Source organism: Calothrix rhizosoleniae SC01, assembly GCF_900185595.1.
Lineage (GTDB): Bacteria > Cyanobacteriota > Cyanobacteriia > Cyanobacteriales > Nostocaceae > Calothrix_A > Calothrix_A rhizosoleniae.
The window spans coordinates 24,241-50,686 of the sequence record NZ_FYBH01000130.1; the positions used below are offsets into that span (position 1 = coordinate 24,241).

The following is a 26,446-nucleotide window of genomic DNA, read 5'->3' on the forward strand; positions in this document are numbered from 1 at the left end:
GGGCAAGATAACAGTTAACAGTTAACTGATTCAACAAATTCCAGATTGAATACTTCTGCGAAGGAACGTGCGACTAGGGGACGAACTTCATCCACGGTAATCCCTGGAATCCACATTTCTAAACTACTTACTGGTTTATCAGTAATACCACAGGGTACAATATCGCCAAAGCCTTTCATGTCAGAACAAATATTCAATGCAAAACCATGCATTGTTATCCAACGACTGACCTTAATCCCAATAGCAGCGACTTTATATCCTTCTAGCCAAACACCTGTAAAACCAGGTAAGCGTTCTCCCCTAAGTTCATAAATTCCTAGTACCCGAATTAACACTTCTTCTAGTTGTCGCAAATACCAATGTAAATCTTTGCGGTAGTGTTGCAAATTTAATATGGGATACCCCACCAATTGTCCGGGACAATGGTAAGTAACTTCCCCCCCACGCTCTACACGATGTACTTCATAGTTACTAGTTTGTAAATCAAACTTGAGGAACTCTTCACTCGCTCCCCGCCCTAGAGTATAAACATTTGGATGCTCCAGCAAGATTAACACATCCTCTAAGTTGGGATTTTGAATGCGATCGCCTAATAGGGATCTTTGCCATTGATGCGCCTCTATGTATGGTACTAATCCTCGGTGATATAGTAAACATTTTTTTTGCGGTGTGGACATACTAAAATACTTAAAAAATAGTTAAATTACATCAGTACTTATTTAGTATTAACTGCAACTAATTTAGAACTTGACTAAACATCAAACAATGCAAAGGATTTTAAAGGAACATAAAGGAAAGTAAAGGGATTTCGTTTTACAAAATACAAGATGCTAATTTGAATATATAACCTCAATATTTTTGGGAGGAATTATCTGCAAGAAGTATGAGCGGAAATAAAAATAATTTCGTGAATAGTATAGAATCATTCATGTGTATTTATCAGCAATAAAACACCCAGAGAGTTTATATTCTCGATAAAATCCTATTATTGGAATCGGGGTCTAGATAGAAGCCATATAAAGTTAAGAAGCAATCTATGGTACTGTGGAATACTAATTTCTAACTAGGATTTCCCTATTTTCACTCCAAATTCAGGTTCAGTGATTTGAGAAAATATTCACCACCATCAATTTCTCAGACATTACCCATTTAGCTTATGGTAGCAGCGATCAAAATGACCGCAATGGTTTTCAGACAAACCCAAAATACATCCAAAATATTGAGTGGGAGAGTTTAAATGAAGCTTGTCATCCACGGAAAAAATATTGAAATAACCGATGCGATTCGGGAATACGTGCATCAAAAGATAGAAAAAGCAGTAAATCACTTTCAAAACATTACGAATGAAGTGGACGTGCATTTGAGTGTAGCTCGTAATCCTCGAATTACTACAAAGCAATCGGCAGAAGTGACGATTTTTATCAATGGAAGTGTAATCCGTGCAGAAGAAAGTAGTGAGAATCTCTACGCCAGTATCGACTTAGTTGCAGATAAAATCGCTCGCCAGCTACGTAAATATAAAGAGCGTCGTCACAACAAGAAAACTAATACTCAAGTTACAAAGGAAGCTGTTCCCTCTGAGAATATTGTCCCAGATTTGATTGGCGATCGCACTCCCGAACTTCCCAATGAGGTGGTGCGTACTAAATATTTTGCCATGCCACCGATGACGATTGCAGAAGCCTTAGAACAATTGCAAATGGTGGGACATGACTTTTATATGTTTCACAATAGCGAAACTGGGGAAATTAACGTTATTTACGAGCGCAATCATGGTGGTTATGGTGTGATTCTGCCCCGCAATCCTAATAATACTACCAATGGTAAAAACGGTAGAGCAGCACATGACTATAGTCATACCCACGAGACATCTCCATCCCCTAATTGACACTCCCAAGGTTAAAGCCGATGGGTTTTGCGCTAAATTCTATAAAATCAAATTGAGAGAATGGGGAAAGCTGGGAAAATCTCTTATTTGAATTAATTATCAAAGGCTCTAAAAGAGTATGACTATATAAACATAGATGCGGAATTGGTAGCTTTTTGCAGCTTTTTCCCTCTTCTACTGCATCTATGTTTTTGATGGTGATGAAGATGGATGCTTCTTCATAGTCAATCCAACTCCCCTCTATCCCTCAAGGGGGGAAATCCAAAATCCAAAATTGTTTGACTTGTGTCTTGCGGTACTAGTTTGGCAAAGATTGGAGTTGCTTAAGGGTTTCTTCCACATGACCTTTAAAGTTCAACATGGAGTCAAAAACATATTGTATAATTCCCTCTGCATTAATTACATAAGTAACACGACCGGGAAATAAGCCAAAAGCAGCAGTAGCACCATATAGTTGGCGGACTTTATTACCTTTATCACTTAAGAGGGTAAATGGTAGTTGGTATTTGCTACTAAATTGTTGGTGAGATTCCGGAGAATCTCCACTGATACCAATTACTTCTGCACCAGCAGACTTAAAGACTTCATATTGATCCCGAAAAGCACATGACTCCATTGTGCATCCAGGAGTATCGTCTTTAGGGTAAAAATAGAGGACAACAGCCTTACCGCGAAAATCTTTGAGGCTGACTTGAGTCCCATTTTGATCCTGAAGGTTAAAATCAGGAGCTTGTTCTCCAACTTTGACTGCCATAACAATTTAATAAATGCAAATAATCTCTTAACAAAATTTTACCTTGTCTGGGGGCTGACTTTTCATGGGAAGTCCGCTCAACATCTGTAAAGGCAGGGGGTAGGGGATAGGGTGTAGGGTGTAGGGAAAAGAAGAAAGTCTTGCTACACCCTACACCCCATACTCCACACCCTCTGACTTTTCCACATGCCGTTTTTTTTGGATTGTGAAAGAGTTAATAGATAAGCTTTTCAAATTTCTATCTGTCGCAATCATTTTTCAAATTGGTATTATCTGATATATTTGCAAAAGCACAATCTCAACCTATGCGTTTAACTTCTTTAGATGTTTTTCGCGGCATTACCATTGCTGCTATGATTTTGGTGAATATGGCAAGTATTGCTGCACCCAATGTCTATGCTCCCCTAAGTCATGCACCTTGGAATGGCTGTACCCCAACAGACTTAGTGTTTCCTTTCTTTCTCTTTATCATTGGTGTCGCCATGAGTTTTTCATTGGCTAAATACACCGATAATCGAGATACAGAGGGGAAAAAAAACCCTCCCTATTGGCGTATCCTTAGGCGTGCTGCTATTCTTTTTGCCTTGGGGATATTACTCAACGGCTTTTGGAAGTATGATTTCAGTACTATCCGGATTATGGGAGTATTACAGCGCATTAGTTTGAGCTACCTCTTCGCCTCCCTCATTATCCTCAAATTACCACGTAAAGGTCAGTGGATTGTCACCGCAGGGCTACTAATTGGTTATTGGTTAACAATGATGTACATTCCTGTTCCTGGTTATGGTGCTGGTGTGTTAACCAGGGTTGGTAATCTGGGAGCGTACATCGACAGAATGATTATTCCCCAAGCTCATTTGTACAGGGGTGATAATTTTAACTTAATGGGAGATCCTGAAGGGCTGTTTAGTACTATTCCTGCGATCGCTAGTGTGTTGATTGGTTATTTTACCGGACAATGGATACGTAGTAAAAAACAAATTAACTCGGATACTAGCATGGATTTAGTGCTGTTTGGTCTTAGTTGTTTGGTAATTGGCGGTATATGGGATTTGGCATTTCCCATGAATAAAAAACTGTGGACGAGTTCCTATGTAATTTTTACTAGTGGTTGGGCATTATTGTTGCTTGCATCTTGTTATGAGCTAGTTGAAGTTAGGGGAGTGCGTCGTTGGAGTAAACCCTTTGAAGTGATGGGATTAAATGCTATTTCCTTATTCGTTGCTTCTATATTGCTAATTAAAATCTTGGTTTTAACTAAAATTGGTTCTGGGGAAAAGGCTTCTCACATTTATAATTGGATTTATCAAAATCTGTTTGCATCCTGGTTAGGAGCAGTCAATGGTTCTCTATTATTTGCCATGATTACTACCTTGTTTTGGATACTGGTTGCTTATGTTATGTATCGGAAACAATGGTTTGTAAAGGTATAGGGCTATGGGCAAGTAATGAAAACGCTTTCAGTCAACTCCAACTCACGTTCCGCCCGCAATTCCGCCGTTAGCTCCGCAAACTCATCATCCCCTTCAAACATGCCAATAAATTCTGTCCAGGGATTATCTGCAACTTCTAGCATCAAAACCTCAATATTCGTCAACCTCGCCCTAACCTTCTCCTGTACAGCCGCGATGGCAGCCTAACGGGTTTCAGCCCATGCTACACAATCAACCAACTCTGGCATCGATGCCATAAAATGTCCCGACTCAACCCGTTCAATCAGAACATGAAGAGACATTTTATTTAAATTTGCGACGGATTGAAGATTCATAAATTTGGAATTAATTTTCACCAATATGACTATTTTCTGCCTGTGCCAATAACTTCGGCTTTAAATAGAGATTTTCTAGTAAGACTGCAATCCCAGCCACCCAAGGTGGAATAATTAAAGCCCCCAGAATCCCTAAAACTTGAGTTCCTCCCAATACTGCTAAAAGTTGATATAAAGGGTGAACTCGCGCTGAAGAACCAACCAATAAGGGGTCAAGTACATAAGTTTCGACATTTTGGATAATCACAAACAATAGGAATACCCATAAAAATGTCCACCCACCTAGGGGAATAGCAACAATTAATGCCGGAATTGCACCTAATACTGGTCCAATGAAGGGGATTAAGTTGGTAAATCCAGCAATTACCCCCAAAGCTAAGGCAAACTCTGATAATCCTAAAATACTTAACCCTAGGGTAATTACAACCCCCAAAATAGCTGATACTAATACTCTACCTTGAATATAACCCCCCATGCGCCGAGAAATGGGTGTAACTTGCTCTGCAAGACGCATATCCCAAGGTTGGGGAAACAGGTTTACCAAACCACTAATCAAAGTTGTGCTTCCAGCAACCATGTAGCCAGAAATCACCACAGCAAAAATTATATTGAGAACCCCACCTACAATACCAAAGGTCAAATCAAATGAACTAACTAGGAGTTTTTGGCTGGAACGTAGCACAAAATTAATAAAGCCTTGGATATCAAAGAATCGCTCAATGGATTCTATTTGATTGACACCCATTCGCAAAGCTAAAGCTTCGGATGTACTGCGTAAATTATCGAGATAAATGGGTAGTTTACGAAGTAATCGCTGGATTTGCTCGGAAACAGAAGGACCAATCAGCAAACCCATGCCAATTAACCCAGAGATTAGAGTAATATATACCACAATCACACCGAGCCAACGGGGTAGGCGTAATTTTTTTTCGGCTGCACTGACTATGGGCGAAATCGCTGCGGCTAGAACTACGGCAATCATTAAACTTAATAACAGGCTTCTTAATTGCCACAGTAATAATACGACTAAGCCTGTAGCAATAATTAGCAGTAAATCAACAAGGGAAACCCCTTTATTTTCAAAAGACATATGCTAGTTCAAATTTATAATTCCTACTCACGATGCCATCTTGTTCCTTCCTTGCTATCAATTAAGGTAATCCCTTGGGCTTTTAACTCATCTCGAATGCGATCGCTTTCGGCAAAGTTCTTATTTTTACGTGCTTCTTGCCTTTGCTGAATTAAAGCCTCAATCTCTATATCACTTAATCCATCGGTTTGGGAAGTTTCTGATTCCTGGGTTGCTTCTAAACCCAACACTTGAGCTAGGGTAACTAAAGTATGCCATTGTTGATGTAATTCTATTGAATCAGTCTGGGTTTTACCTTCATGCACCAAAATATTACCCTCCCGTCGGAGCTCCTTGGCTAGCTCAAACAATACCGCCAAACCCCCCGTAAAATTAAAGTCATCATCTCCAAACTCTGCAAACCTTTCCATTACTTCCGGAATCAGGGATGGAGAATCTTGTGACCAACCGAGTTGTTTCCCGTACTGGAAACCAAATAACAAACCTTCCTTGAGGGTTTTCCAGCTATTTTCCGCAGTTGCGATCGCTTCATTGGTAAAATCTAAAGGCTTACGGTAATGAGCCTGTAATACGAACAATCGTACTACCATTGGCTCAACAGGTTGGGGATGCATAGACCATTTCCCATCCAGTAAATCTCGGATAGTAATAAAATTCCCCAAAGACTTGGACATTTTTTGTCCATCCACCATCACCATGCCATTGTGCATCCAATACCTGGCTAAGGGTTTGTTCATAGCCGCTTCCGACTGAGCAATTTCATTTTCATGGTGGGGAAATACCAAATCTCCCCCACCACCATGGATATCAATGGTGTCCCCCAATTTTGAGCGAATCATCGCCGAACATTCAATATGCCATCCCGGACGACCCTTACCCCAAGGAGAATCCCAAGCAGGTTCCCCAGGCTTTGCAGCTTTCCAGAGGGCAAAATCAAAGGGGTGCCGCTTTTTGACAGCTTCTCCATCCCCAGCATCTACCCTACCACTAGCCCCGGCTTGCATTTGTTCGAGTTCCCTACCGGAGAGCTTCCCGTAACTGGGGAACCGTTCTACCTGATAATACACATCACCGTTCACCGCATAGGCGTAACCTGTGGCTTCCAGAGTCTGAATTAAAGCATGGATTTCAGCAATATGTCCTGTAACACGGGGATATTCATCCGCATCCGTCACATTTAACCGTCGGATATCCTCAAAATAGGCATCAATAAAGCGATTTGACACCTCCTCCATTGTTGAGCCTTGCTCTTTGGCACGATTGAGAATTTTATCGTCAATATCGGTAAAATTTTGAATGTAGTGCACATCGTAACCACGCCACTTTAAATATTGGCGAATGGTATCCCAGACAATATAAGAACGAGCATGACCCAAGTGGCAATAATCATACACCGTCACACCACAGCAATACATCTTAACTTTTCCCGGTTCGACTGTTGTAAAAGGTTCTTGGCGACGGGATAGGGTATTGTAAACTGTTAGGGTCATAACCAAATAAGTCTCAAATACGGGGATTAAGTAATAATAGTTTTAAGCAGCTGGGATAAAATACCAGCAATCCCTATGCTAGAGTGTTCTGGACTCTGTGCGCTACACTTTTAGCTTTTATTTTTTGATAGCAGCACCATGCAATCAGCAGTTACTTCCGATTCTCAAGCAATAGATGCCCCGAAACAGGGCTTACCAGTGACAATTATCACTGGATTTCTCGGTAGTGGTAAAACAACTCTCCTTAATCATATCCTGAGTAACCAACAGGGTTTAAAGACCGCCGTTTTAGTGAATGAATTTGGCGAAATTGGCATCGACAATGAATTAATCGTCTCCACTGATGAAAATATGGTGGAGTTGAATAATGGCTGTATCTGCTGCACCATTAATAATGATTTAGTTGATGCAGTTTACAAAGTTTTAGAACGCCGAGAAAATATAGATTATTTGGTGGTAGAAACCACGGGACTTGCTGATCCCCTACCAGTAGCCATGACATTCCTCAGCTCTGAATTGCGGGATTTAACTCGTCTGGATTCCATTGTTACCATTGTCGATGCAGCCAACTATAGTTTAGATTTATTTAATTCCCAAGCTGCCCACAGTCAAATTGCCTATGGAGATGTGATTATTCTCAATAAGGCTGATTTGGTGAATGAAGCAAATTTAGACCTGTTGGAAGTCAAAATTAGGGATGTGAAGGAAGGGGCGAGAATTCTTCGCACTACTAATTCTCAAGTTTCTTTACCGTTAATTCTCAGCGTGGGTTTGTTTGAGTCAGATAAGTATTTTGACTCAGAAGAAGCACACACACACGAACACCATGATCATCATCACCATGATGACCACGATCATTCCGAATGTGATCATGACCATCATGATCATCACGATCATCATCACCACGAACACCATCATGACCATTCCCACCATTTGGAAAATGATGGCTTTACTTCCATATCCTTTGAGAGTGATAAACCTTTTTCAATTAGAAAGTTTCAGTATTTCTTAGATAACCAACTACCAGAAACAGTCTTCCGTGGTAAAGGAATTATGTGGTTTGATGAAAGTCCCCAACGGCATATTTTCCACCTTTGTGGTAAACGCTTTACTCTGGATGATGATGAGTGGAAAAGTGAAAAGAAAAATCAGTTGGTGCTAATTGGTCAGAATTTAGACCACGGTAAGTTATACGAACAACTAGAACACTGTATTTGTCCTCCTTCCGTCAATCGTGGAGAAGGGTTTGGTAAATAGATAAACAGGAGGGAAGGAGTGGAAGAGGGAAGAAGGGAAGAAGGGAAAGAGAGAAGGAGGGAAAGAGAGAAGGAGGGAAGGAGAGGAAGAGGGAAGGAATTTTTAGATTATAATTCCTAAAATTAATAGATACACATTCACTCCATCACTCCCTCACTCCCTCACTCCCCCACTCCATCACTCTCCTATCATGCGTGTAGTAATCCAAAGAGTAAAATCATCACAAGTCACTGTTAACGGTGAAATTATTGGCAAAATTGGACGAGGACTAAACTTACTCGTCGGTATTTCTGATAAGGATACTGAAACCGAACTGGACTGGATGGCACGTAAATGTCTAGAATTGCGACTATTCTCAGAATCAGAAAGTGATAGCCGTTGGCAAAAATCTATACAAGAAATTCAGGGAGAATTACTAGTTATAAGTCAATTTACTCTCTACGGTGATTGTCGTAAAGGTCGTCGTCCATCCTTTGACCGTTCTGCCAATCCCCAAATCGCAGAAGACTTATATAACAGCTTTATTAGCAAATTACAACTTAGCGGTTTAAAGGTAGAAACAGGTCAGTTTGGGGCAATGATGGAAGTTGCGATCGCCAATGATGGCCCTGTAACTTTAATACTGGAAAAATAAATATATACGAAAACTGTAATACATATCAAATTGCTCATTATGTACCAAATAATGAGAAAATGTTAGTTTAAACATTACAAAACTTTAAGATAGTTACATTATGGCAAAAATTCAGTTTACTAGAGGTATTGACGAAAAAGTAGTTCCGGATGTACGTTTAACAAGATCCCGCAGTGGTGACACTGGTACAGCAAAATTCATTTTTCAAAATCCCAACGCCTTAGACAAAAATAGTACCGAAGAAATTACCGGTATGTACATGATTGATGAAGAAGGAGAAATTATTACCCGTGAAGTTAAGGGTAAGTTCATTAATGGTAAGCCAGAAATAATAGAAGCAACTTATTTAATGAAGTCCACAGATGAATGGGATCGCTTTATGCGGTTTATGAATCGGTATGCAGAAGAAAATGATTTGGGATTAAGCAAGTCTTAAAGAAGTTCATAGTTAATAGTCAGTAGTCAGGAAGAGGCAGGGGAGCAGGGAGCAGGGAGCTCTTAGCAGGGGAGAAACCCCATACATGAATATAGGGGCTTGTATTCTTTTGTTTTTCGACCAGTATTTCTACTTGCTTTTTCTGGCTACGCTATTTTTTGGTACCATCTTATCCTAACTAATTTTAGAAGTTGCTGATGTCACATCTTCCTCATCCCAATACATCAGAAATATCCGCAAAATGTGCTGTTATTACCGTTAGCGACACCAGAACGCCAGCAACAGATAAAAGCGGTCAACTAATTCAACAATTACTTGGCAATGGCAATCATGCCGTGAGACAGTACGAAATTTTACCTGATGAACCAGTCCAAATTCAACAACAGCTAGAAATTATAGGTACAAATCCAGGAATAGATGTTGTAATTTTTAATGGTGGTACTGGCATTGCTCCCAGAGATACTACTTATGATGCCATTGAGAAATTACTAGAAAAAGTTTTACCTGGATTTGGAGAGATATTTCGTTCCTTAAGTTATCAAGAGATTGGCTCTCGTGCGCTCGCATCCCGTGCTGTTGCTGGGGTATATCGAGGTAAATGAATCTTTTCGGTTCCCGGTTCTAGTAATGCTGTGAGGTTAGCAATGGAAAAATTGATATTACCAGAACTGACACATTTACTTAGCCAATTAAATCAAAATTCATAAACGATGAGGATTATCAAACAATTTCAATAGTTATAATTGTTTGTATAAAGATGGGCAGCCATTGGGTTGATGAAGGGTTATCTCTTTGACATCCTCACCGGGATAAAGCCGTGGTGATTCCCAAATATCACTATTTGGGTTCCTGTTTCTTCGCAACCGCCGCCACTCACAAGGAGATTTGGTTTTATGTTCGCTCCACAGGCTGTAACGGTGTGCCCCACCGCCATATGCATGGAAACTCGACAAAGAAGTTCTCATATATTTTTATTGATTCAAGGGATGGTTATTCCCATTGCCCTATCCTCTTTTCCCGGTCTACCGATTTTTCTGCGCCGTTGCATTTTATGCAAACTTTGGTGTTAGGCTTTATGTCTCCTATGCGCTTCGCGCAGGCTTCGCCAACGTCTCGGGTGGGCCGTTGACCATGTTAATCATACCATGCAAAGCCGTGCTAAAAGCACGGGGTTTTAGACCCAGGAATTTTGATGAAACCAGAAATTGCTCGTTATCTTTGGGAATTACTGTGGCAAGAATACAGCAGTCGGGTTAGTTATGCCCGGATTTATCAAGAAATGATTACTGCTGCGGGTGGTACTATTGCCAATGATCATATTGCCTTGCGTTCCTTGCGTCTTCATATAGATAGTCCCCAAGGTCAAGTTAAATTGGGTATAGAATATCTAGATGCGATCGCTCATTTTCTCGGTTATTCAGCCCAAGGGGAGTATTTTTTCCCAGATACCCATTTGTACGCTCGCCACTATCGCCATCCCCAGCAAGCAGAATGGGATTTACCAAAGTTATTTATCAGTGAGTTGATTGTGGAAGAATTACCACAACGTACTCAAGAATTAATTAAGTCAACAGTATCTAGTTTTACTCCCACCCATTTGCCAAGAACTGATACTTCAACACCCGTAGAAATTTCCCGACAATTACAACCAATCTTTAAACGTCCTTGGCGCGCTCCCCGGCATTCTGTTGTAGAAGAGGTAAATACAATCACTCAGTACGGTGCTTGGGTACTGCTACATGGTTACGCTGTTAACCACTTTACTGGTTATGTCAATCATCAACAGACTTCTCAATACCCTGATATTGAAGCTACAGTTAGTGGTTTAGGGAAATTGGGTATACCCATGAAGGAAAAAATTGAAGGTAGTGAGACTGTAGGCTTGCGACAAACTGCTACCCATGCAGTTACAGAAATGGTAACAGTATTAGATGATGCTACGGGTAAAGAAAAACAAATTCCCTGGACTTATGCTTATTATGAAATTGCCCAGCGTTACATGGTAAAAACTGAAACTGGAAAAGAGGAGCTTTTTGATGGTTTTTTAGGCAGAAGTGCCCAACAATTATTTGAGATGACTCGTATGGTCTAAACGAATTTTATCATCTAGCTGCTTAAGACTATCTAAAATAGATTTCAATTGCGATCGCAAAGCTACTGTTGTAGAGTGTAGTTTCTGCTGATTTGATAAATCTGGCTTGTCAATCAGTTGTTTTACAGAAGTGGAAATTTTATCCAATGAGGTGTGCAAATCATCTAGATTCAGTGTAACTGTGTGATAATTACCCTGGCATTGCATTTCTGAAATAATGGGTGATACTCCACAGGATTTAATTTGTGATCCCTCATTATTCTCTAGTTTTAACTGTTGAATGGTCTGCTGTAAATTTTCAATCACTCCATACATTTCCATGGGATCGAACACCCGCAATAAGCTAGTTTGAGTGACAATACCCAAACCCATACCCCAATTCCAGGATACTACCAGCCTACCTAACCGTCGCCTTTGCATTTCTTGATGGGCTGTCCACAAAGAATCTTCTGGGCTGAGGAGAAATAAGGGGGTACTCATTACAGTCTCTGCTTGAGTTTGAGCTATATCAATTTGTAGTGCTTGAAACTGGACTACATCCCGCTCAGTGACAATGCCAACAGGTTGCAGATTTTCTTCAACATCCTGCTTTACAATTACTACACAACTAACTCGATTTTCTGCCATTAACTGAGCTAATTGCAAAATAGATGCTGTTAGTGGAGCATTAATAACTTGAGTAGTCATCACATCACACACACGGCGAAGTCGTAGCAGATTCGCTGGACGTAAAATGCGGCGAACACTCTCATGGGAAATCATCCCTACTAATTGTCTTCTATCATCCACTACGGGTAAATGACGAATGCAATAACGACGAAACAAAAATAGGGCTGCAAAAATATCCTTAATTGCAGATTGAGATAGGGTAATGACGGGATGAACCATGACATCTGCAACCATTACATCATTTAGGTCAATCCCTTGGGCAGTTAATCGTACTATATCGCGTTCTGTTAAGATTCCTAACAGTTCTTTCTCTTGCATCACTAATATGCAACTAGCACGTACTCCTAGAACGGAATGGTTGGAAAATGCCTCTGTATCAGTCAGCAAGCAAGTATGGTGATGGGCTTGACTAATCAGTGCAATTGCATCAATTAATGGAGTTTGTGGAGAAACAATCAATGGATCTGTTTCAATTGCATCTTGTAAATCGGGTCCCCAATTCAGTGGGTTATCAAATTGCATGATTTGGCTACCTGGCGAATTGACAAGTCACAAAGAGGCAGGGGAGCAGGGAGCAGGGAGCAGGGAGCAGGGAGCAGGGAAGAAACCCCATATATGAATATAGATAGGGGCTTGAAATAGCTATACAGCGAGGTCTTGGGGAGCCAGCGTTGTAGACCACTGGCGTTGTTCCCCCCCCCATGAGCGACTGCATCAAGAAAGGAATTATTGCGAAAGAGTGCTTATGCATCGCGGCACAATTATTTCTAATTTTTCCACAAATAAATTTGGGTGCTTGTATCCTTTGCTTTTTTGGTTAGCAGCACTTGCATTATCACAGGCTGAAAGCTTTTTTATTTGGTTATTAAGTACGTTTGGAGGTATATATCCCGTTTTTTAACATTCAAAAGTTTAAATAATCCAAAATTTTGTTTCTATCTGGATGTATATATTGATATACGATATGACAAATGTTACAGCTGAATTAATTAGATGTCAATTAAAATATAATTTTAAGCTTAAAGTGGTTAACTAGTTCACTCACTGCTTGACTGAGGGGATTCAGGGTTGTCATCAGATTGGGAAGTTACTGCTGTGATTTTGGGAGTTTTTCCATAAAGACGATCTAAAACTCGTTTCACTGAGATACGCTGCCACAGTTGTCCCCGCTTAGTTTTATAGCCATTATTGTTGAGCCAATTAGCAATTTTCTGCAAAGATTTACCAGATTTATGATGGCGGCGAATCAATTCAACGACTTCAGCTTCAGTTGGATTATCTACTAATTCACCATTAACGGAGCATTGTCCAAATGGGGGCGAGCCATAGCCAACATAGCCACCCTTAGCTGCTTTTGCTTGTCTACCTTGTTCTAGTCGTTCCCAAGTAGATTGGTTTTTTTCGTTGTGGGCTGCCATTATTCTTTATAACTAAATAAGCCGCCAATATATACTAACTTAACTTTTTTCGTAATTTATTTTTATCGTCCAGGAATTTTTACATGCAATTCCCAAACCTGTAGTAAGGTTAATTGTGCAGAGTCTAGCTGATTCAGTTAAACCTATAATTTCTATTTTATTAAGTAGTTGCCAAATTTATATATGAACCCTACACAAGTACTATTACAAGACAAATTTCAACAAGCTTTAGCTGCGGCATTTGGTAATGAGTATGGCACAGTTGATCCGATTCTGGTTGCAGCAAGTAATCCCAAATTTGGTGACTATCAATCTAACGTATCCTTACCATTAGCAAAAAAAATAGGACAGCAACCACGAGCGATCGCAGCTGCTATTGTAGAGAAGCTGGATGTATCTGATATCTGCGAATCTCCAGAAATTGCTGGTCCTGGTTTTATTAATCTTCGGTTAAAAACGACATACTTGGAAGGGCAAATCAACGCCATGCAAGGTGATACTCGTTTGGGTATTCCTCTCACAGATACCGCGCAAAGGGAAATTGTGGATTTTTCCAGCCCTAATATTGCCAAAGAAATGCATGTTGGGCATTTGCGATCGACAATAATTGGTGATTGTATTGCCAGAATTTTAGAATTTCGTGGTCATGATGTGTTGCGGTTAAATCATGTGGGGGATTGGGGAACCCAATTTGGGATGTTAATTACCTACCTGCGGGAAGTATACCCAGAAGCACTGACAACGGCAAATGCTTTAGATATTGGGGATTTGGTATCCTTTTATAAGAAAGCCAAACAGCGATTTGATGGGGATACAGCTTTCCAAGAAACCGCCCGTCAGGAAGTGGTACGCTTACAAGCAGGGGCAGAGGATACAATCCATGCTTGGAAATTGCTTTGCGAACAATCCCGGCATGAATTTCAAGTAATTTATGATTTGCTAGATATTAAGGTAACAGAGCGGGGAGAATCTTTCTATAATCCCTTTTTACCAGCAGTCATAGCAGACTTAGAAGTATCTGGCTTACTAGAAGAGAACCAAGGGGCAAAAGTAGTTTTCTTAGAAGGCTTTACCAACCGGGAAGGAGAACCTTTACCCGTAATTATCCAAAAATCCGATGGTGGTTACAACTATGCTACCACTGACTTTGCCGCCCTGCGCTACCGGATTCAATCAGATAAAGCCAAGCGCATCATTTACGTTACCGATTCGGGACAAGCTAACCACTTTGCAGGAGTGTTTCAAGTAGCACGTCGGGCGGGGTGGATTCCTGAGGACGTGGAAATAGTTCACGTCCCCTTTGGTTTAGTGTTAGGGGAAGATGGCAAGAAATTTAAAACCCGTTCTGGTGATACAGTGCGGTTGCGGGATTTACTGGATGAAGCGGTAAGTCGTGCCCGTGCAGATTTAGAAACCAGGTTACAAGAAGAGGGAAGGGAAGAAAACCTGGAGTTTGTGACTAATGTTGCTGAGGTGGTTGGTATTAGTGCGGTGAAGTATGCAGATTTAAGTCAAAACCGCACTAGTGACTATAAATTTAGTTTTGATAAAATGCTGTCCCTGAAAGGTAATACGGCTCCTTATATGTTGTATGCATATGTGCGAACCCAGGGAATTGCCCGTTCTGGTAATATTGATTTTACCCAGTTGGGTGCAGATGCCAAGATTATTTTACAGGAAGAGGCGGAATATACTTTAGCCAAGCATTTATTGCAATTGGGTGAGGTAATTGGTGCGGTGGAAGTAGAATTGTTACCCCATCGTTTGTGTGATTACTTGTATCAATTGAGCGATAAATTTAATAAGTTCTACGAGAATTGCCCAGTATTGAAATCCTCCGAACCCATGCGGACTTCTCGGTTGGCGTTGTGTGATGTCACAGCGCGGACGTTGAAATTAGGGTTGTCTTTGTTGGGGATTGGGGTTTTAGAGAGGATGTAGAATCGGTTGTATTCATTTGAGGTAAAGTAGAACGGTTTAAATAATTCACGCTATGTCATTGCGAATGGATAGTTGACGATCACGACAATTGCTACCCTAGTCTTAATTTTCGCATGTAACTGGATATACCATGAACACAGCCAAACTTAGTACTGATGGCACTCATCAAATTGTTATATTACCCGAAGACTTTCAAATGACGGGTACTGAGGTTTACATTAAGAAAGTGGGTAATGCGATCGTTCTTATCGCCAAAGATAACCCCTGGCAATCCCTCTTTGAGAGTTTAGAGCAATTCTCTGAAGATTTCATGACAACCAGAAATCAACCCCCTCTTGATGTTCGAGAGGCTTTCTAAATGCAATATTTGCTTGACACCAACATTTGCATTTATCTGATTAAGCAAAAACCTCCTAAAGTATTGGCGCGATTCCAAACCCTTACCTTGTCAGATGTTGGTATTTCCTCCATCACTGTAGCGGAATTAGAATATGGTGTTTGTAAGAGTCAGCAGCAAGAGAAAAATCGTAATGCCTTAATGCAATTTTTAATACCCCTAGAAATTGTTGAGTTTGATCAAAATGCTGCAACAATTTATGGCTCGATTAGAAATAACCTGGAAAGTAGGGGGCTTGTCATTGGCTCAATGGATATGCTGATTGCTGCCCATGCCTTGAGCCTTGGAGTTACTCTTGTAAGCAACAACGTGGGAGAGTTTTCGCGTATTTCTAACCTATCTTTAGAAAACTGGGCAGAATAAGTCATAGCAAATGGGACTAGTTCTGACATGATCATTACTATGATCAAACTGTCGATAGTAGAAAATTGCTGAGTTTTGCGATCGCTATGGCATAACTCAGTTTTTATGTCGCGCAGTTTTTCAGATAATTAAGATTCAAGTCTATGCGTCTCTAGATTGCTATACGGCAATTTGCCACATAAAATTAAAGCAATAATCCACGTGAAATTTTCATTTGATGCAATCAATATGGCTGGTACAAATCATTCAAAGTCAATGGCGCTCCTTGAAGTTCGTATTAGCCCAGAAACTAAAGCCCTTTTACAAAAAGCAGCCGATTTAGAGGGACGCACCCTAACTGATTTTGTGATCGCAGCTGTTCGAGCAGAAGCTTGTCGAGTCATTGAGCAACACCAAACACTTAAACTTAGCGTTGAGGATAGCGAAGCATTTGTTGATGCACTCCTCAACCCTCCGGAGCCTAATGATGCACTAAAGGCGGCTGCACAAACATACAAACAAATAATGTCAGCTTAATGGTTTTCAAGATTGAACCCCTTGATACCCGCAAACATATCCCCTCAAATTTCTACTGTGGATTTGATTATGAAAGCCCAATTTTAGCCAAAATACTGAGCCAAAGGCAATAATCTTAGCAAAAAAGCACACTCTGGTGAAATTTCCCCTAATCTTGTCAAACGTCCCTACAATCGTTTTACTATTGCCTTATATTAACTACTAATTGTCCCAATAATTTCTTCGTCCGGGGTTACAAGTACCCCTGGAAATACTTGCTAATCTATCTTTTGAGGGATGCTCTACCAAACAGACTATTAAATCGCATTTATTAATTCGCAAAACCAGAAGATGAACTACCAAACAGCTCGCAAATTCCTCATTGCTCAAACAATTACCACCGAGGAAAATCCAGATAGCCTGTTAATGCATATGCACCAGGGTAAGCCACCAGTTCCCGGTCAAATCACGTCAATTTTGTTGGCTTTAAAAGTTGTGTTTGCAGAATTACAAAATGCGATCGCTATCGATAAAGAACTGGCTTGCGCTCTGTATATGCTGAGTGTGAAAACCCAACAATTATTTGTCGCCGGACGCAAAGCTGGGGTAAACTGGCCACCAATATTCAAAGAAGATTTATTGAGAATAGCGATCGCTGTAGAAAGTATTTTTTCTGGTGACTGGAAGACTTTGTGAAATAATGGGCTGGGCTACACAAGGGAAAAATCAAAAGTCAACCCACCCCAATAATCTTAAATTGGATTAACGATTTCGTAGTTCTGATTCTAATTTATTTAAGTCCTTTTTGAGTAAAACAGTCATTTGACCAGTGAAGGCTTTACCTTGATTTGGTTTAGCTACCTCCACCCAATATGCATAGCGATCGCCCACTCGCAATTCTCCCCGTAAAGCCTCCCGAACCGGGGTTTTGGCAAATCGGGCTGAATTAATTGCACTCTGGTTAGGATAATTATAAATTACCTGTGCCCGTTGAAAATCTTGATAGACATCCAAGCCATAAATAACCCGCAATGATTCCTGTAAACGTGACAAACTCATGCCATTAATTGCATCATACATGGCAATTCTTTCAGTCCGAATAGTGCTGCGATCCCGACTAAATGTGATTTTACCAGGGGGTAAAACTGATGCTTGAAAAGTAAAACGTTGAGCCGCAGTATCACTTTTTCTGACTAAGAATTTTTCTCCTCTACGAGGACGAAGTGTAGGATGAGATTTAATCCAAGCACCAACATCTTCTGTCGAACGTCCTGGTAATGCTTGAGCAGTGGTATTGATAAATGTGCCCACAGCTATCCAGGAAAACAAAGCAATAGGGGCGATCGCCAATTTACGCAGAGATTGGTTCAGCATCTTATCCTCATAACTTATATTAGCAATTCCCCATGAAATAATTCATACTTGGGGATTAATCTTAGTCTTCCCGTTTTTGGATAAAACTTAAGTTACATTTCATATCTTATATGTGAGTAATATTGCTGAGAGCAACTCTCTAGCTGCAAACCAATTGTAAAGTTGTTGATCAAGTAAAAAAAGAACTGAACTTTTCTGTGAGAAGCCCAATATTAGAAAATGTGATACATTCTCAACATGACCAGAGACATTATGAAAAGTATTTCCAAAAGTAAACTTAAAAGCAAACTGCTGGAGTTTTTGCGGCTTGTAGAGTCAGAAGGGGAAGAAATTATAGTCACTGATCGAGGAAAACCAGTGGTGAAAATTTCTAAATACGGCGATTCACCATCAACAGAAGATTTATTTGGGCAAATGCGGGGGAAAATCAAGTATTTTGAAGATTTAACGACTCCTACAACTGAAGAATGGGGAGAACTGTGAAAATTGTTCTCGATACTTGTGCTTTGATTTGGTGGAGTTTAGATCCAGGTAAACTTTCTCCACCTGCTTCAGATGTTTGCAAGCAGATGAAAACGAAAAAAAATGGTCTTGTTCCATCCATCACTATCTGGGAAATAGCCATCAAAATCAACAAGAAAAAATTAGATTTAGGAGTCGAGCTGAACCAATACGTCGCCTCTTTAAAAAAGTCCAGTGTTGTCCCCATTAATGAAGATTTGTGGTTAGAAAGTGTCAAACTAGAATGGGAGCATAGGGATCCAGTTGATCGAGTTGTGGTAGCTTTAGCAAGAAGTAATCAAGCTTCAATCATTACAGCAGATCAAGAAATAAGAGATTTTTACTCCAATGTAATTTGGTAAATTGAGGATATGTGGGAAAAACCTTGAAGTCCCGCTTTTAACTAACTTTCTAAATATCCACCTGCATAGGTAATAACACACATCTGCCTATATTGGGAATGAATACCAAAAGCCACTCCTGCAACCTTAAAATTTGGGTTAAAGATATTTATACGATGACCGCGATCGGGCACTCCATCATCGATAATTAATTGCATGACAATATCTTGGGCTGTATGGGAACCATAGCTGATGTTTTCACCGGCGGTAACTAGCCATTTCCCATAACGCTCAAGTCGCATAGAAGGAGTACTACCATCACTACCATTATGACCAGTAATTCCTTTCTTACCTTGGTCTTTCACATGATCCCTTGCAGCTAAAGACATACCCCTAGATGAGGTTAAAGCTCCTACAGGACGTACCTTTTTTAAAAAAGCGATCGCTTCATCTACTGCTTTTACTCCTTCTTGAGTTTGCAAGTAAACCCGATCAGAAATTCGTACTTGTTTTCCTTGGAAGCGTGTTCTATAGTTCTCCAGAATCCTAGCATAAGCAGTAGGATTTGTTCTTGCCTTATTCATTTCCACAATCACATTCTGTTCTAAGGGTGAAAGGCTTTTTCTCTGGGACAATAAAGTTGCATCTTCTGGAGGTTTTTGTGCTACTGAAGAATTACTGGGAAGTAATTTCTCTATTGAACATCCAGTGATGAAGGTAATGGGGGCAAACATCCACAAGAGTATCCTACTACGCATTAATAACCTCAAAATAAAGGTAAATGAAAGATTTTTTCAAAATTGCAGATAAATTATTATTTAAATACACAACAAACAAATCACTTTCCCGAATTAATGACAAAATTATTAAAACCATTCAAGCAGAGGAAAATACATTTTTACCCCTGCTCCCCTGAATCCTAATCCTCATCAAGCATAGGAAATAATTCTTCTAGAGTCCATAACTCATCTTTATTCTCAACAAACCATACCCTAGTCTCAGGGGTTAATTTACTCCAGATAATGTCTGGTGGAATGTGAGGAGATGAATATTGATACTCTTGACCTAAAGCTCGTAAGTTTGCTAATACATCATCTGGAATCCCTATTTCTTCCCAATTAATGTCCGTATACACTCCAGAAACACCTTTGGAGGGTATAAAAATTAATTGTGCAGCTCTGATTAAGTCAGCAAAGTGAACTGGCTTAAGTTGATAAAACTGAGATGGAATTTCTGCTTTTTTTGCGGACATAATAAATGAAGCGCTAGAAGTACATAAATCAATAGGACTTACCACTAGAGATATCCGCTTCAATCTATAGTTAGTGTAGCGCATCATCTATTCCTAAGAACGCAGTTGTGCTATCATGGCAGCAGGACTCCAGTAAGCGCGGGTGGTTTGAATTTTACCCTCGTCGTTGATTTCAAATATGGTAATCCCTGCAAATGTTACAGATTTACCAGTTTTGCTAATACCTTGCATTTCCCATTTAACTGCAGCTTCATTACCAGCAATAAATACATGTTCGATGTTGGATTCTAACTTTTCATAGGTGGCTTGCAGAAGTCCGATGAAATCTCGAAATCCTTCATGGATTTTTGTCGGTGGTTCGCCCACAGGATCATAGCTGATAGCATCTACGGCAAAGTTTTTCACCCACCCTTCTGGATTCATGGCGGACACATTCGCAAAGTATGATTCAATAATATTAGCGATCGCTTCTTCTGTCATAGGATTTTAGATTTTAGATTATTGATAAATAGAACGGAGCTTTAGCCAATTAGCGAAATCTCTGAACAATGGATTTTATTTTTGTTTTCAATCCACGATCTATTTTATTACCCCCTAGCCTATTTGCTGCGTTAATATACTGTTGCTTCTGTTCTTCTTGTTCTTGCCAACGGTCAAATTGGGGATGGTAAACTTCGTTAAAAAAGCGTTGATGTTCGGGGGTTAGTCCCTCAATTACCTCTGGTGCAAAGCTCGGTTTGTGATGGCGGACATTGATATGGTTATAGGCGCAGAAAATTGCAATTCGGGGGTTATGGGGATTATTCCAAAAGTCGGCGGAATGGCGCACAGCTTCGGAAAACACTACTAAGGAGCCGGGAGGACAGCTATAACTCTCCCAAATACCAGAATCCTTGGCATCCAGGCTAGTTTCAGTGGAGTTGCGAATATTGTAATTAGCTTTATGGCTACCAGAGATGAAACAGGTTCCGCCTTTTCCTTCTAATACCTCACCCAATTCCCAAACCACCCTAGTCATACCAGCATAAATACGTCCGTCATGGAAATTGTATGCATAGTTGGGGTTAGTAGTGCGTCTCCCTGCATGGGGCCTCCATTCACCTTCTCCCTGTTGACGATAGCTGAGAAAAGTACTTTCTAAGCGTATCCTTTCTGTTTTGCTATCAATTACATCGTGCAACACATCCATAACTGCTGGATGATCGATGAACCTTTCAAAAGCACCCCCCGGTAAGGAACGCTGGTGGGGAGGTAAGGAATCTGGCTCATGCTTTTGGCGGAGAACAAATTCTTTTAGTTCCTCAACCTCACCTTGTGAAAGAACACCAGGCTTGACAATGTAACCTTTGAGATCAAAAATAATGCGATCGCGTTGGTTCACTTTACACTTTCCCCCTAAAAAACAGTTACTTGATATCAGCTATTTTTATCTTACAGAAATCTCTATGTATTTTCACTGAGATAGCTTTGGTGTAAATATGAGATAAGTTCCTCCCAAGCCTTCAACAATTGTCCGGGTATTGCTGGTCATCATTTTCTGGTAGGTATCAGCCTCGGTTCCCGGTGGACTAAGTGTATCGCTGTATAACTTTCTGGGGGAAATTTTCACCCCTGCTTGTTGAGCCACGGTATTAATTGACTGAGATTCAACGGTGGCTTCGGGGAAAATTGTCATGACTCTGGCTTTTTTCAGACCTTTAACTAGTGTTTTTATTCGTCCAGCAGTAGGTTTTTTATTGGTATTAATATTATTCACAGAACCCGATACAGAAAAGCCATAAGCCTTGGCATAATAAACCATAGAATTACGAGCTGTAATTAACTGACGTTGCTTGCTAGGAATAGTTGCAATCCGCGATTTAATCCATTGATTTGCTTGAGATAATTCTACTTTTAAGGCTGTGGCATTTTTTTGATAAATCTGGGCATTTTGGGGAATAACTTGACCTAAGAAGCTACTAATTACATCCACCATTCTCATGCCATTTTTTATATCATGCCAAATGTAGGGATTGGCTTGCTTGCGGCGATTAATACTGACGTATAATGGTTTTTTAACGGCAAATTGAGCAACTGCTACCTTGGGGGCACGATTTTTACTAGATTTAATGGCTCTAATAATATTTGGTTCTAAATTATAGCCATTATAAAAAATTAATTTAGCTTGATTAATAGCTTGTTGATCTGTAGCTTTGACTTGATAAATATAGGGGTCAGTATTAGGGGGTATTAAGCAATTAAGATTAATTGTTTGACCGGCAATTTTATCTGTTAAGTCGCAAATAATATTAGTAGTGGCAATCACTTGGGGTAAAGTATTCTTAATTGGTGTATTTTGGGTTGTGGTAACGGAAACAAAACCGGATGTATTACCTATATTATTACAGCCCAACAATCCCCAACTGAGAACAAATAGGATTAAATATAAACGATGATTTACACGTAATTTATTTGACATGAAATTAAAAAATGAGTAAGGGAAATAATTTGTCAGGTGGATACTGCCCACCTGATATTTATGGCGAAAGTTTACATAATTATCTAGAATCTCTCATTTTATTTATTTCTCGCTGCAATTCTTCAATTTGTTGGCGTAAATTTTCTACCTCTTCTTGATTTTCCCCATCTCCAACTTCTACATCCACAGCACCAGATGCGGGAGATTTTTTGTAATTTCCTTGCTTGATTTGCTCATACTCCTGAGAAACTGACCAATCCCGTAAATAACGCACCCTTTCTACAGGAAAAGGATGGGTCAGCATCATCCCTTGAGCACCATTGTAAAGTAAAAATTTATATACTTGATTCAAGCTATCATCATCCAAAGCTTGATAATTATCTGACTGATTAATGAATTCTTGTAAACTACATTCATTGGCATATTTGTGACTACCACCAGAAAGCTTCATCATTGATAACATTACTGGTTCCAAGTCATCCATCACCAATAATGCCGCCCTATCTGCCGATAACTCTGCTTTACGCCGCCATTCAAAAAAAGCAAAAATTAAACCAGTGCTGACAAAATTACCTAAGCCAAATGTGACATCACCCAAGAAGGCTGCCGCATTCATCATCCACAGCGCCATCTGGATTAAAATAGTATGACCACATTTAATATGTCCTAATTCATGGGCTAGTACAGTCCGAATTTCGGCTTCATTAAGCAAATCTAGTAAACCTGTATTAATGACGATGAAAGGATGTTCTTGTCCCAGAGCGTAGCTATTTACCTGGGGATCTTGGGCGACAAATAGGGCGGGTTCTGGATAAATATCCAAATCTCGAACACATTCCCTAAATATCTGGTAAATAGTAGAGTATTGGCGAGGTCCAACTTGAATGGAGTTACCCATCAGCGAAATAAACTGGGGACGCTCATAAATAAACTCCACGAATTTACCGGCAATTAAATCAAATCCTGGTAAGCTGCGTAATGCTTGTTCGGCTTGAATGTCCAAAGGGTGCTTGAAGGCTTCGCTAGAAATTCCTGTGTATGTTGCCATTTGTCGAGGTAATTAGTAATGAATCAGTGGGTGAAAACTCCGGAATAATTGCCAAAGTACTGTTTGTAATTGGGTTAGGCAAAATTTTTATAGAGGGGATGTTTCGTAGTTTAACAACTGATACAAGGAAACTGTCACACCCCTAAAGGTGACAAGATACATAATAGGAGTGGGGAGATTGGACGTAAAAATGACTTTATGGGACTAAAAGCTTGTGATTGAGGCAGAAGTTCATTTATCATTACATAACTTCCTGCGATCGCAGGCAGGTGTACCTTCTTGGCATCATCATCTGACGATGGCGAGGTTAGTAGCACGTACTTTACGGACTGGACGTAGCTCTTTAATTCAAGTGGGAGCTACTTGTGGTTATCAAGGACGTTATCGCACTAGTTTTGTCGCCTCAGCTTTGATTTGGCATGGTGCTGTAATTATTGTGGCTCCTGAAGATGTGCAGCAAAGGTTGCTGAGGGTGGAAATTCCCAGGTTGCAGCAATGGTTACAAGTTAACAAGCCTATCTACACTCAGGATACTTTCCCTGGAGAAAATTTTTCTGGGTTGTTATTAATATCCCCCCAGGCTTGGCTACAAGCACAGTTATCACCAGCAAATAACTTTCCTCGCCATATTCCCACAATTATTGATGGAGTGGATGATTTGGAAGATTGGGTACGCCAACAACTCACAGTCACCATTCAACCCCCAGACTGGGAAAAACTGCAACTGGCTTGTCCCCAAGAAGCAGAAGTAATTCAAGCAGCTAAGGTACAACTCACCCATGAATTATTCCAGCATCCCGCCAATCCTTATGAATGTTATGTCATCTCCTCAGCAGAAACAGAAATCTTACTCCGTCTTTACTCAGCCTTAGATATTCCCAATCTCCCAGAACCGTGGCAAAAATTCTGGGAATTATTCACTCATCTGACTCCCCACACCTCCCACACTCCCCACACTCCCCACACTTCCCTCTCCTGGACAACTATTGCCCGTCGTCAAGGTTTATTCTCTCTCCACTGTGCTCCCATAGAAGTTGATACATTGCTGGCACCGATTTGGCAAAGACAACCAGTAGTATTAATTGGTAGTGCCTTGGAACCAGATACAGAGGCTCCTTTATTCCGTCAACGTATGGGTTTAGAAGATGTAACTTGTTTAAATTTTTCTAGCGATCGCCAAACTGAAGCGATCCAATTATATGTTCCCTACAAGTTACCTTTACCAAATACCCCAGAATTCCAACCAGCATTTATTCACAAAGTCCGCACTCTCATCTGTTTAAGTGCCACTGCACCGGGATTAACAGTGATATTGGTGGGAGATGTCCCATTGAGGGCACAGGTAGCCGCAATTCTCGCTGCTGAATATGGTTCCCGAGTACAAGTGGAAAAAACCTGCTTGGATGAAAACAGTATTCTGATCACCGGCTGGGAATTTTGGCGATCGCATCAAAATGTCTTACCATCACCCCATCTGTTAATTGTGGCAACCTTACCCTTACCATCCTTAGAACATCCCCTGGTGGCTGGTAGAGTTGCCCACTACAAGCGATCGCACCAAGATTGGTTCCGGTTATATTTATTACCCACTGCCTTAAATGAATTACAACGCGCCATCGCTCCTGCGAGGGAAAGTCAAGGAATTGTCGCTTTATTGGACAGTCGAGTAGTTAATCGCAGTTATGGTGCTCAAGTTCTAGCGGCTTTGAGTCCCTTAGCTAGAATCAACTATTTAGATCCCAGCCTGTTTAGTAATAATGATCAAGATAATTCTTAACATTATGATCCTTAGCCAGTGGGCAGACAAACGTTATGATCGACCATAAACAGCATTTGATTTTAAGAACATGGGCGAAGCAAAGCGTCGTAAAGCTGCATTAGGAGAAAACTACGGTCAAGAATCTCGCATCCTCCCTTGGGTTCCCATTACCAAAACCCAAGCAGATTTGTTTATGAAATTGACAACCAGGGGTAGTTGGTTGGGCATTGGTTTGATGGTGGTAATTTGGCTAACCATCCGCTTTATTGGCCCAGCTTTTGGTTGGTGGCAAGTAGTAGATTAGACTGGTAATAAGTAATAAGTAATAAGTAATAAGTAATAAGTAATATTGCATAGTGCCAAAATAATACCATTTTGAAAAAAGAATGGGACAGATGTGTAGGGGCACGGCATCCACAATCTTTTGGTATATAAAATGATCTCACTGGTGCCGTGCCCTGACGAAGAATGTATGTGTCGTAAAGATTATTTGAATTGGTATAACCATGAAAAAAAATCTCCATTCTTCATAGAAACAGAGACTAATAAATATGACTACTGATTGATTTTTCTAGAAACTTTTACCGCTCAAATTGCTACCTCTGTGATATTGACGTTGTTTTCTCAAACTTTTCATTACCAACCTTGTTCTGATTTACGGCGAATTTTCTGAATAGTGAAAAAAATTATGATTTATCTAGCAAAAGTTGCTCTAACGATTGCCTCTTCTTGATTTCCAACGTTGACGGCGCTGCCGTTTCAACTCAACCATTTTCTTCCGTTGCTCGGATGTAAGTACTTCGCGAACTGCTAGATTTTTATCCAAACGCTTCCGTGATAACTGCTGACGAATACCTTGAATTTTGTTATGTTGTTCAATTAACTCTTCATTGGTAGCATTATCACTTGCTATGAGATTACCCATTTCCTCTTTGGCTGCTTTCATATCCTGATACAAACTTTGCATCTCTGGATCTTGTTTGGCTTCGTTGTAAATGCTTTTAATCTTTTCTACTTGCTG

At 40.2% G+C, this 26,446-nt stretch carries 32 protein-coding genes and 1 pseudogene; 16 read left to right on the forward strand and 17 right to left on the reverse strand.

All coding sequences use genetic code 11. The annotated features are described in order from the left end of the window. Positions 1-14: 14 nt before the first annotated feature. Entirely contained in the window at positions 15-677 is a 663-nt protein-coding gene (gene lipB / locus CALSC_RS07785; RefSeq protein ID WP_088240806.1) for a lipoyl(octanoyl) transferase LipB, read from the reverse strand. Between the two features lie 560 nt (positions 678-1,237). Between lipB and hpf the strand changes: the two genes are divergently transcribed. After that, positions 1,238-1,888: a ribosome hibernation-promoting factor, HPF/YfiA family gene (hpf, locus tag CALSC_RS07790; protein ID WP_088240807.1), complete on the forward strand. Its 651-nt coding sequence runs from the start codon at positions 1,238-1,240 to the stop codon at positions 1,886-1,888. Positions 1,889-2,186: 298 nt separating this feature from the next. On the opposite strand, the gene CALSC_RS07795 is transcribed toward hpf, so the two are convergent. Then, positions 2,187-2,642, reverse strand: a complete 456-nt coding sequence (locus CALSC_RS07795) for a peroxiredoxin (protein ID WP_088240808.1) — start codon at positions 2,640-2,642, stop codon at positions 2,187-2,189. A 305-nt stretch (positions 2,643-2,947) separates the two neighbouring features. Between CALSC_RS07795 and CALSC_RS07800 the strand changes: the two genes are divergently transcribed. Beyond that, a complete protein-coding gene (locus CALSC_RS07800; RefSeq protein ID WP_088240829.1) occupies positions 2,948-4,075 on the forward strand; it encodes an acyltransferase family protein in 1,128 nt (375 codons plus the stop codon). Positions 4,076-4,077: 2 nt separating this feature from the next. Here the strand turns inward: CALSC_RS07800 and CALSC_RS27340 are convergent, their stop codons facing one another. The 4 genes from CALSC_RS27340 to cysS are packed head-to-tail and all read right to left on the reverse strand — an operon-like array spanning position 4,078 to position 6,990. Continuing rightward, positions 4,078-4,239 carry a hypothetical protein gene (locus CALSC_RS27340; RefSeq protein ID WP_235006719.1) on the reverse strand — a complete coding sequence of 54 codons (162 nt, stop codon included), beginning with the start codon at positions 4,237-4,239 and terminating at the stop codon, positions 4,078-4,080. 39 nt (positions 4,240-4,278) lie between these two features. Next, positions 4,279-4,410, reverse strand: coding sequence for a type II toxin-antitoxin system HicB family antitoxin (locus CALSC_RS27810; protein ID WP_268807193.1), 132 nt, complete (start codon positions 4,408-4,410; stop codon positions 4,279-4,281). A 10-nt stretch (positions 4,411-4,420) separates the two neighbouring features. Next, the gene (locus CALSC_RS07810) at positions 4,421-5,500 is read right to left on the reverse strand and encodes an AI-2E family transporter (RefSeq protein WP_088240809.1); all 1,080 of its coding nucleotides are present in this window, start codon (positions 5,498-5,500) and stop codon (positions 4,421-4,423) included. Positions 5,501-5,523: 23 nt separating this feature from the next. After that, on the reverse strand, positions 5,524-6,990 hold the full coding sequence (gene cysS / locus CALSC_RS07815) for a cysteine--tRNA ligase (protein WP_088240810.1): 1,467 nt from the start codon (positions 6,988-6,990) through the stop codon (positions 5,524-5,526). Between the two features lie 138 nt (positions 6,991-7,128). On the opposite strand from cysS, the gene CALSC_RS07820 reads away from it, so the two are divergent. The 4 genes and pseudogenes from CALSC_RS07820 to CALSC_RS07835 all read left to right on the forward strand — a co-directional run bounded on the left by CALSC_RS07820 (position 7,129) and on the right by CALSC_RS07835 (position 10,024). Further along, positions 7,129-8,247 carry a CobW family GTP-binding protein gene (locus CALSC_RS07820; protein WP_088240811.1) on the forward strand — a complete coding sequence of 373 codons (1,119 nt, stop codon included), beginning with the start codon at positions 7,129-7,131 and terminating at the stop codon, positions 8,245-8,247. A 190-nt stretch (positions 8,248-8,437) separates the two neighbouring features. Next, positions 8,438-8,881, forward strand: coding sequence for a D-aminoacyl-tRNA deacylase (dtd, locus tag CALSC_RS07825; protein WP_088240812.1), 444 nt, complete (start codon positions 8,438-8,440; stop codon positions 8,879-8,881). 100 nt (positions 8,882-8,981) lie between these two features. Next, positions 8,982-9,317: a photosystem II reaction center protein Psb28 gene (gene psb28 / locus CALSC_RS07830; RefSeq protein WP_088240813.1), complete on the forward strand. Its 336-nt coding sequence runs from the start codon at positions 8,982-8,984 to the stop codon at positions 9,315-9,317. Positions 9,318-9,514: 197 nt separating this feature from the next. Next, positions 9,515-10,024: pseudogene (locus tag CALSC_RS07835) on the forward strand (MogA/MoaB family molybdenum cofactor biosynthesis protein). 30 nt (positions 10,025-10,054) lie between these two features. Here CALSC_RS07835 and CALSC_RS25810 read toward each other — a convergent pair. Continuing rightward, the gene (locus tag CALSC_RS25810; RefSeq protein WP_143288186.1) at positions 10,055-10,282 is read right to left on the reverse strand and encodes a hypothetical protein; all 228 of its coding nucleotides are present in this window, start codon (positions 10,280-10,282) and stop codon (positions 10,055-10,057) included. A 227-nt stretch (positions 10,283-10,509) separates the two neighbouring features. Here CALSC_RS25810 and CALSC_RS07840 point away from each other — a divergent pair, with 227 nt between their 5' ends. Beyond that, positions 10,510-11,409, forward strand: coding sequence for a DUF1338 domain-containing protein (locus CALSC_RS07840; protein WP_088240814.1), 900 nt, complete (start codon positions 10,510-10,512; stop codon positions 11,407-11,409). Here the strand turns inward: CALSC_RS07840 and CALSC_RS07845 are convergent. Beyond that, a complete protein-coding gene (locus tag CALSC_RS07845; RefSeq protein ID WP_088240815.1) occupies positions 11,383-12,600 on the reverse strand; it encodes a CBS domain-containing protein in 1,218 nt (405 codons plus the stop codon). The genes CALSC_RS07840 and CALSC_RS07845 overlap by 27 nt on opposite strands. Positions 12,601-13,115: 515 nt before the next feature. Then, positions 13,116-13,496, reverse strand: a complete 381-nt coding sequence (locus CALSC_RS07850) for a recombinase family protein (RefSeq protein WP_088240816.1) — start codon at positions 13,494-13,496, stop codon at positions 13,116-13,118. Positions 13,497-13,679: 183 nt separating this feature from the next. Between CALSC_RS07850 and argS the strand changes: the two genes are divergently transcribed. The 5 genes from argS (at position 13,680) to CALSC_RS07875 (ending at position 17,388) form a co-directional block, all read left to right on the forward strand. Next, positions 13,680-15,437, forward strand: a complete 1,758-nt coding sequence (gene argS / locus CALSC_RS07855; RefSeq protein ID WP_088240817.1) for an arginine--tRNA ligase — start codon at positions 13,680-13,682, stop codon at positions 15,435-15,437. A gap of 130 nt (positions 15,438-15,567) precedes the next feature. Next, entirely contained in the window at positions 15,568-15,795 is a 228-nt protein-coding gene (locus CALSC_RS07860) for an antitoxin (protein ID WP_088240818.1), read from the forward strand. Continuing rightward, positions 15,796-16,197: a type II toxin-antitoxin system tRNA(fMet)-specific endonuclease VapC gene (vapC, locus tag CALSC_RS07865; RefSeq protein WP_088240819.1), complete on the forward strand. Its 402-nt coding sequence runs from the start codon at positions 15,796-15,798 to the stop codon at positions 16,195-16,197. 255 nt (positions 16,198-16,452) lie between these two features. Further along, positions 16,453-16,713: a type II toxin-antitoxin system TacA family antitoxin gene (locus CALSC_RS07870; RefSeq protein ID WP_235006720.1), complete on the forward strand. Its 261-nt coding sequence runs from the start codon at positions 16,453-16,455 to the stop codon at positions 16,711-16,713. Between the two features lie 330 nt (positions 16,714-17,043). Next, positions 17,044-17,388 (forward strand): Dethiobiotin synthetase, encoded by a 345-nt coding sequence (locus tag CALSC_RS07875; protein ID WP_088240820.1) that lies wholly within the window; start codon positions 17,044-17,046, stop codon positions 17,386-17,388. Between the two features lie 66 nt (positions 17,389-17,454). On the opposite strand, the gene CALSC_RS07880 is transcribed toward CALSC_RS07875, so the two are convergent. Next, positions 17,455-18,066 carry a hypothetical protein gene (locus tag CALSC_RS07880; RefSeq protein WP_088240821.1) on the reverse strand — a complete coding sequence of 204 codons (612 nt, stop codon included), beginning with the start codon at positions 18,064-18,066 and terminating at the stop codon, positions 17,455-17,457. A gap of 252 nt (positions 18,067-18,318) precedes the next feature. Here CALSC_RS07880 and CALSC_RS07885 point away from each other — a divergent pair, with 252 nt between their 5' ends. After that, positions 18,319-18,549, forward strand: coding sequence for a type II toxin-antitoxin system Phd/YefM family antitoxin (locus CALSC_RS07885; protein WP_088240831.1), 231 nt, complete (start codon positions 18,319-18,321; stop codon positions 18,547-18,549). Continuing rightward, a complete protein-coding gene (locus CALSC_RS07890) occupies positions 18,546-18,929 on the forward strand; it encodes a type II toxin-antitoxin system VapC family toxin (RefSeq protein ID WP_088240822.1) in 384 nt (127 codons plus the stop codon). Before CALSC_RS07885 ends, CALSC_RS07890 begins: the two co-directional genes overlap by 4 nt. Positions 18,930-18,970: 41 nt before the next feature. On the opposite strand, the gene CALSC_RS07895 is transcribed toward CALSC_RS07890, so the two are convergent. From CALSC_RS07895 to CALSC_RS07920, 6 genes are all read right to left on the reverse strand, one after another. Next, positions 18,971-19,666, reverse strand: coding sequence for a CAP domain-containing protein (locus CALSC_RS07895; RefSeq protein WP_088240823.1), 696 nt, complete (start codon positions 19,664-19,666; stop codon positions 18,971-18,973). A 161-nt stretch (positions 19,667-19,827) separates the two neighbouring features. Further along, positions 19,828-20,160: an excinuclease ATPase subunit gene (locus CALSC_RS07900; protein WP_088240832.1), complete on the reverse strand. Its 333-nt coding sequence runs from the start codon at positions 20,158-20,160 to the stop codon at positions 19,828-19,830. A gap of 93 nt (positions 20,161-20,253) precedes the next feature. Beyond that, the gene (locus tag CALSC_RS07905) at positions 20,254-20,640 is read right to left on the reverse strand and encodes a nuclear transport factor 2 family protein (protein WP_088240824.1); all 387 of its coding nucleotides are present in this window, start codon (positions 20,638-20,640) and stop codon (positions 20,254-20,256) included. Between the two features lie 49 nt (positions 20,641-20,689). Then, positions 20,690-21,541: a phytanoyl-CoA dioxygenase family protein gene (locus CALSC_RS07910; protein ID WP_200817591.1), complete on the reverse strand. Its 852-nt coding sequence runs from the start codon at positions 21,539-21,541 to the stop codon at positions 20,690-20,692. A gap of 72 nt (positions 21,542-21,613) precedes the next feature. After that, the gene (locus tag CALSC_RS07915; protein WP_088240825.1) at positions 21,614-22,618 is read right to left on the reverse strand and encodes a metal ABC transporter solute-binding protein, Zn/Mn family; all 1,005 of its coding nucleotides are present in this window, start codon (positions 22,616-22,618) and stop codon (positions 21,614-21,616) included. 79 nt (positions 22,619-22,697) lie between these two features. Continuing rightward, positions 22,698-23,666: a M48 family metallopeptidase gene (locus CALSC_RS07920; protein WP_088240826.1), complete on the reverse strand. Its 969-nt coding sequence runs from the start codon at positions 23,664-23,666 to the stop codon at positions 22,698-22,700. 214 nt (positions 23,667-23,880) lie between these two features. Between CALSC_RS07920 and CALSC_RS07925 the strand changes: the two genes are divergently transcribed. Both CALSC_RS07925 and CALSC_RS07930 read left to right on the forward strand, forming a co-directional pair. After that, entirely contained in the window at positions 23,881-25,443 is a 1,563-nt protein-coding gene (locus CALSC_RS07925) for an ATP-dependent DNA helicase (protein ID WP_088240827.1), read from the forward strand. Positions 25,444-25,513: 70 nt separating this feature from the next. Continuing rightward, on the forward strand, positions 25,514-25,729 hold the full coding sequence (locus CALSC_RS07930) for a DUF2839 domain-containing protein (protein ID WP_088240828.1): 216 nt from the start codon (positions 25,514-25,516) through the stop codon (positions 25,727-25,729). 408 nt (positions 25,730-26,137) lie between these two features. Here CALSC_RS07930 and CALSC_RS07935 read toward each other — a convergent pair. After that, on the reverse strand, positions 26,138-26,446 hold a 309-nt coding region (locus tag CALSC_RS07935; protein WP_200817592.1), incomplete at its 5' end, for a Spy/CpxP family protein refolding chaperone.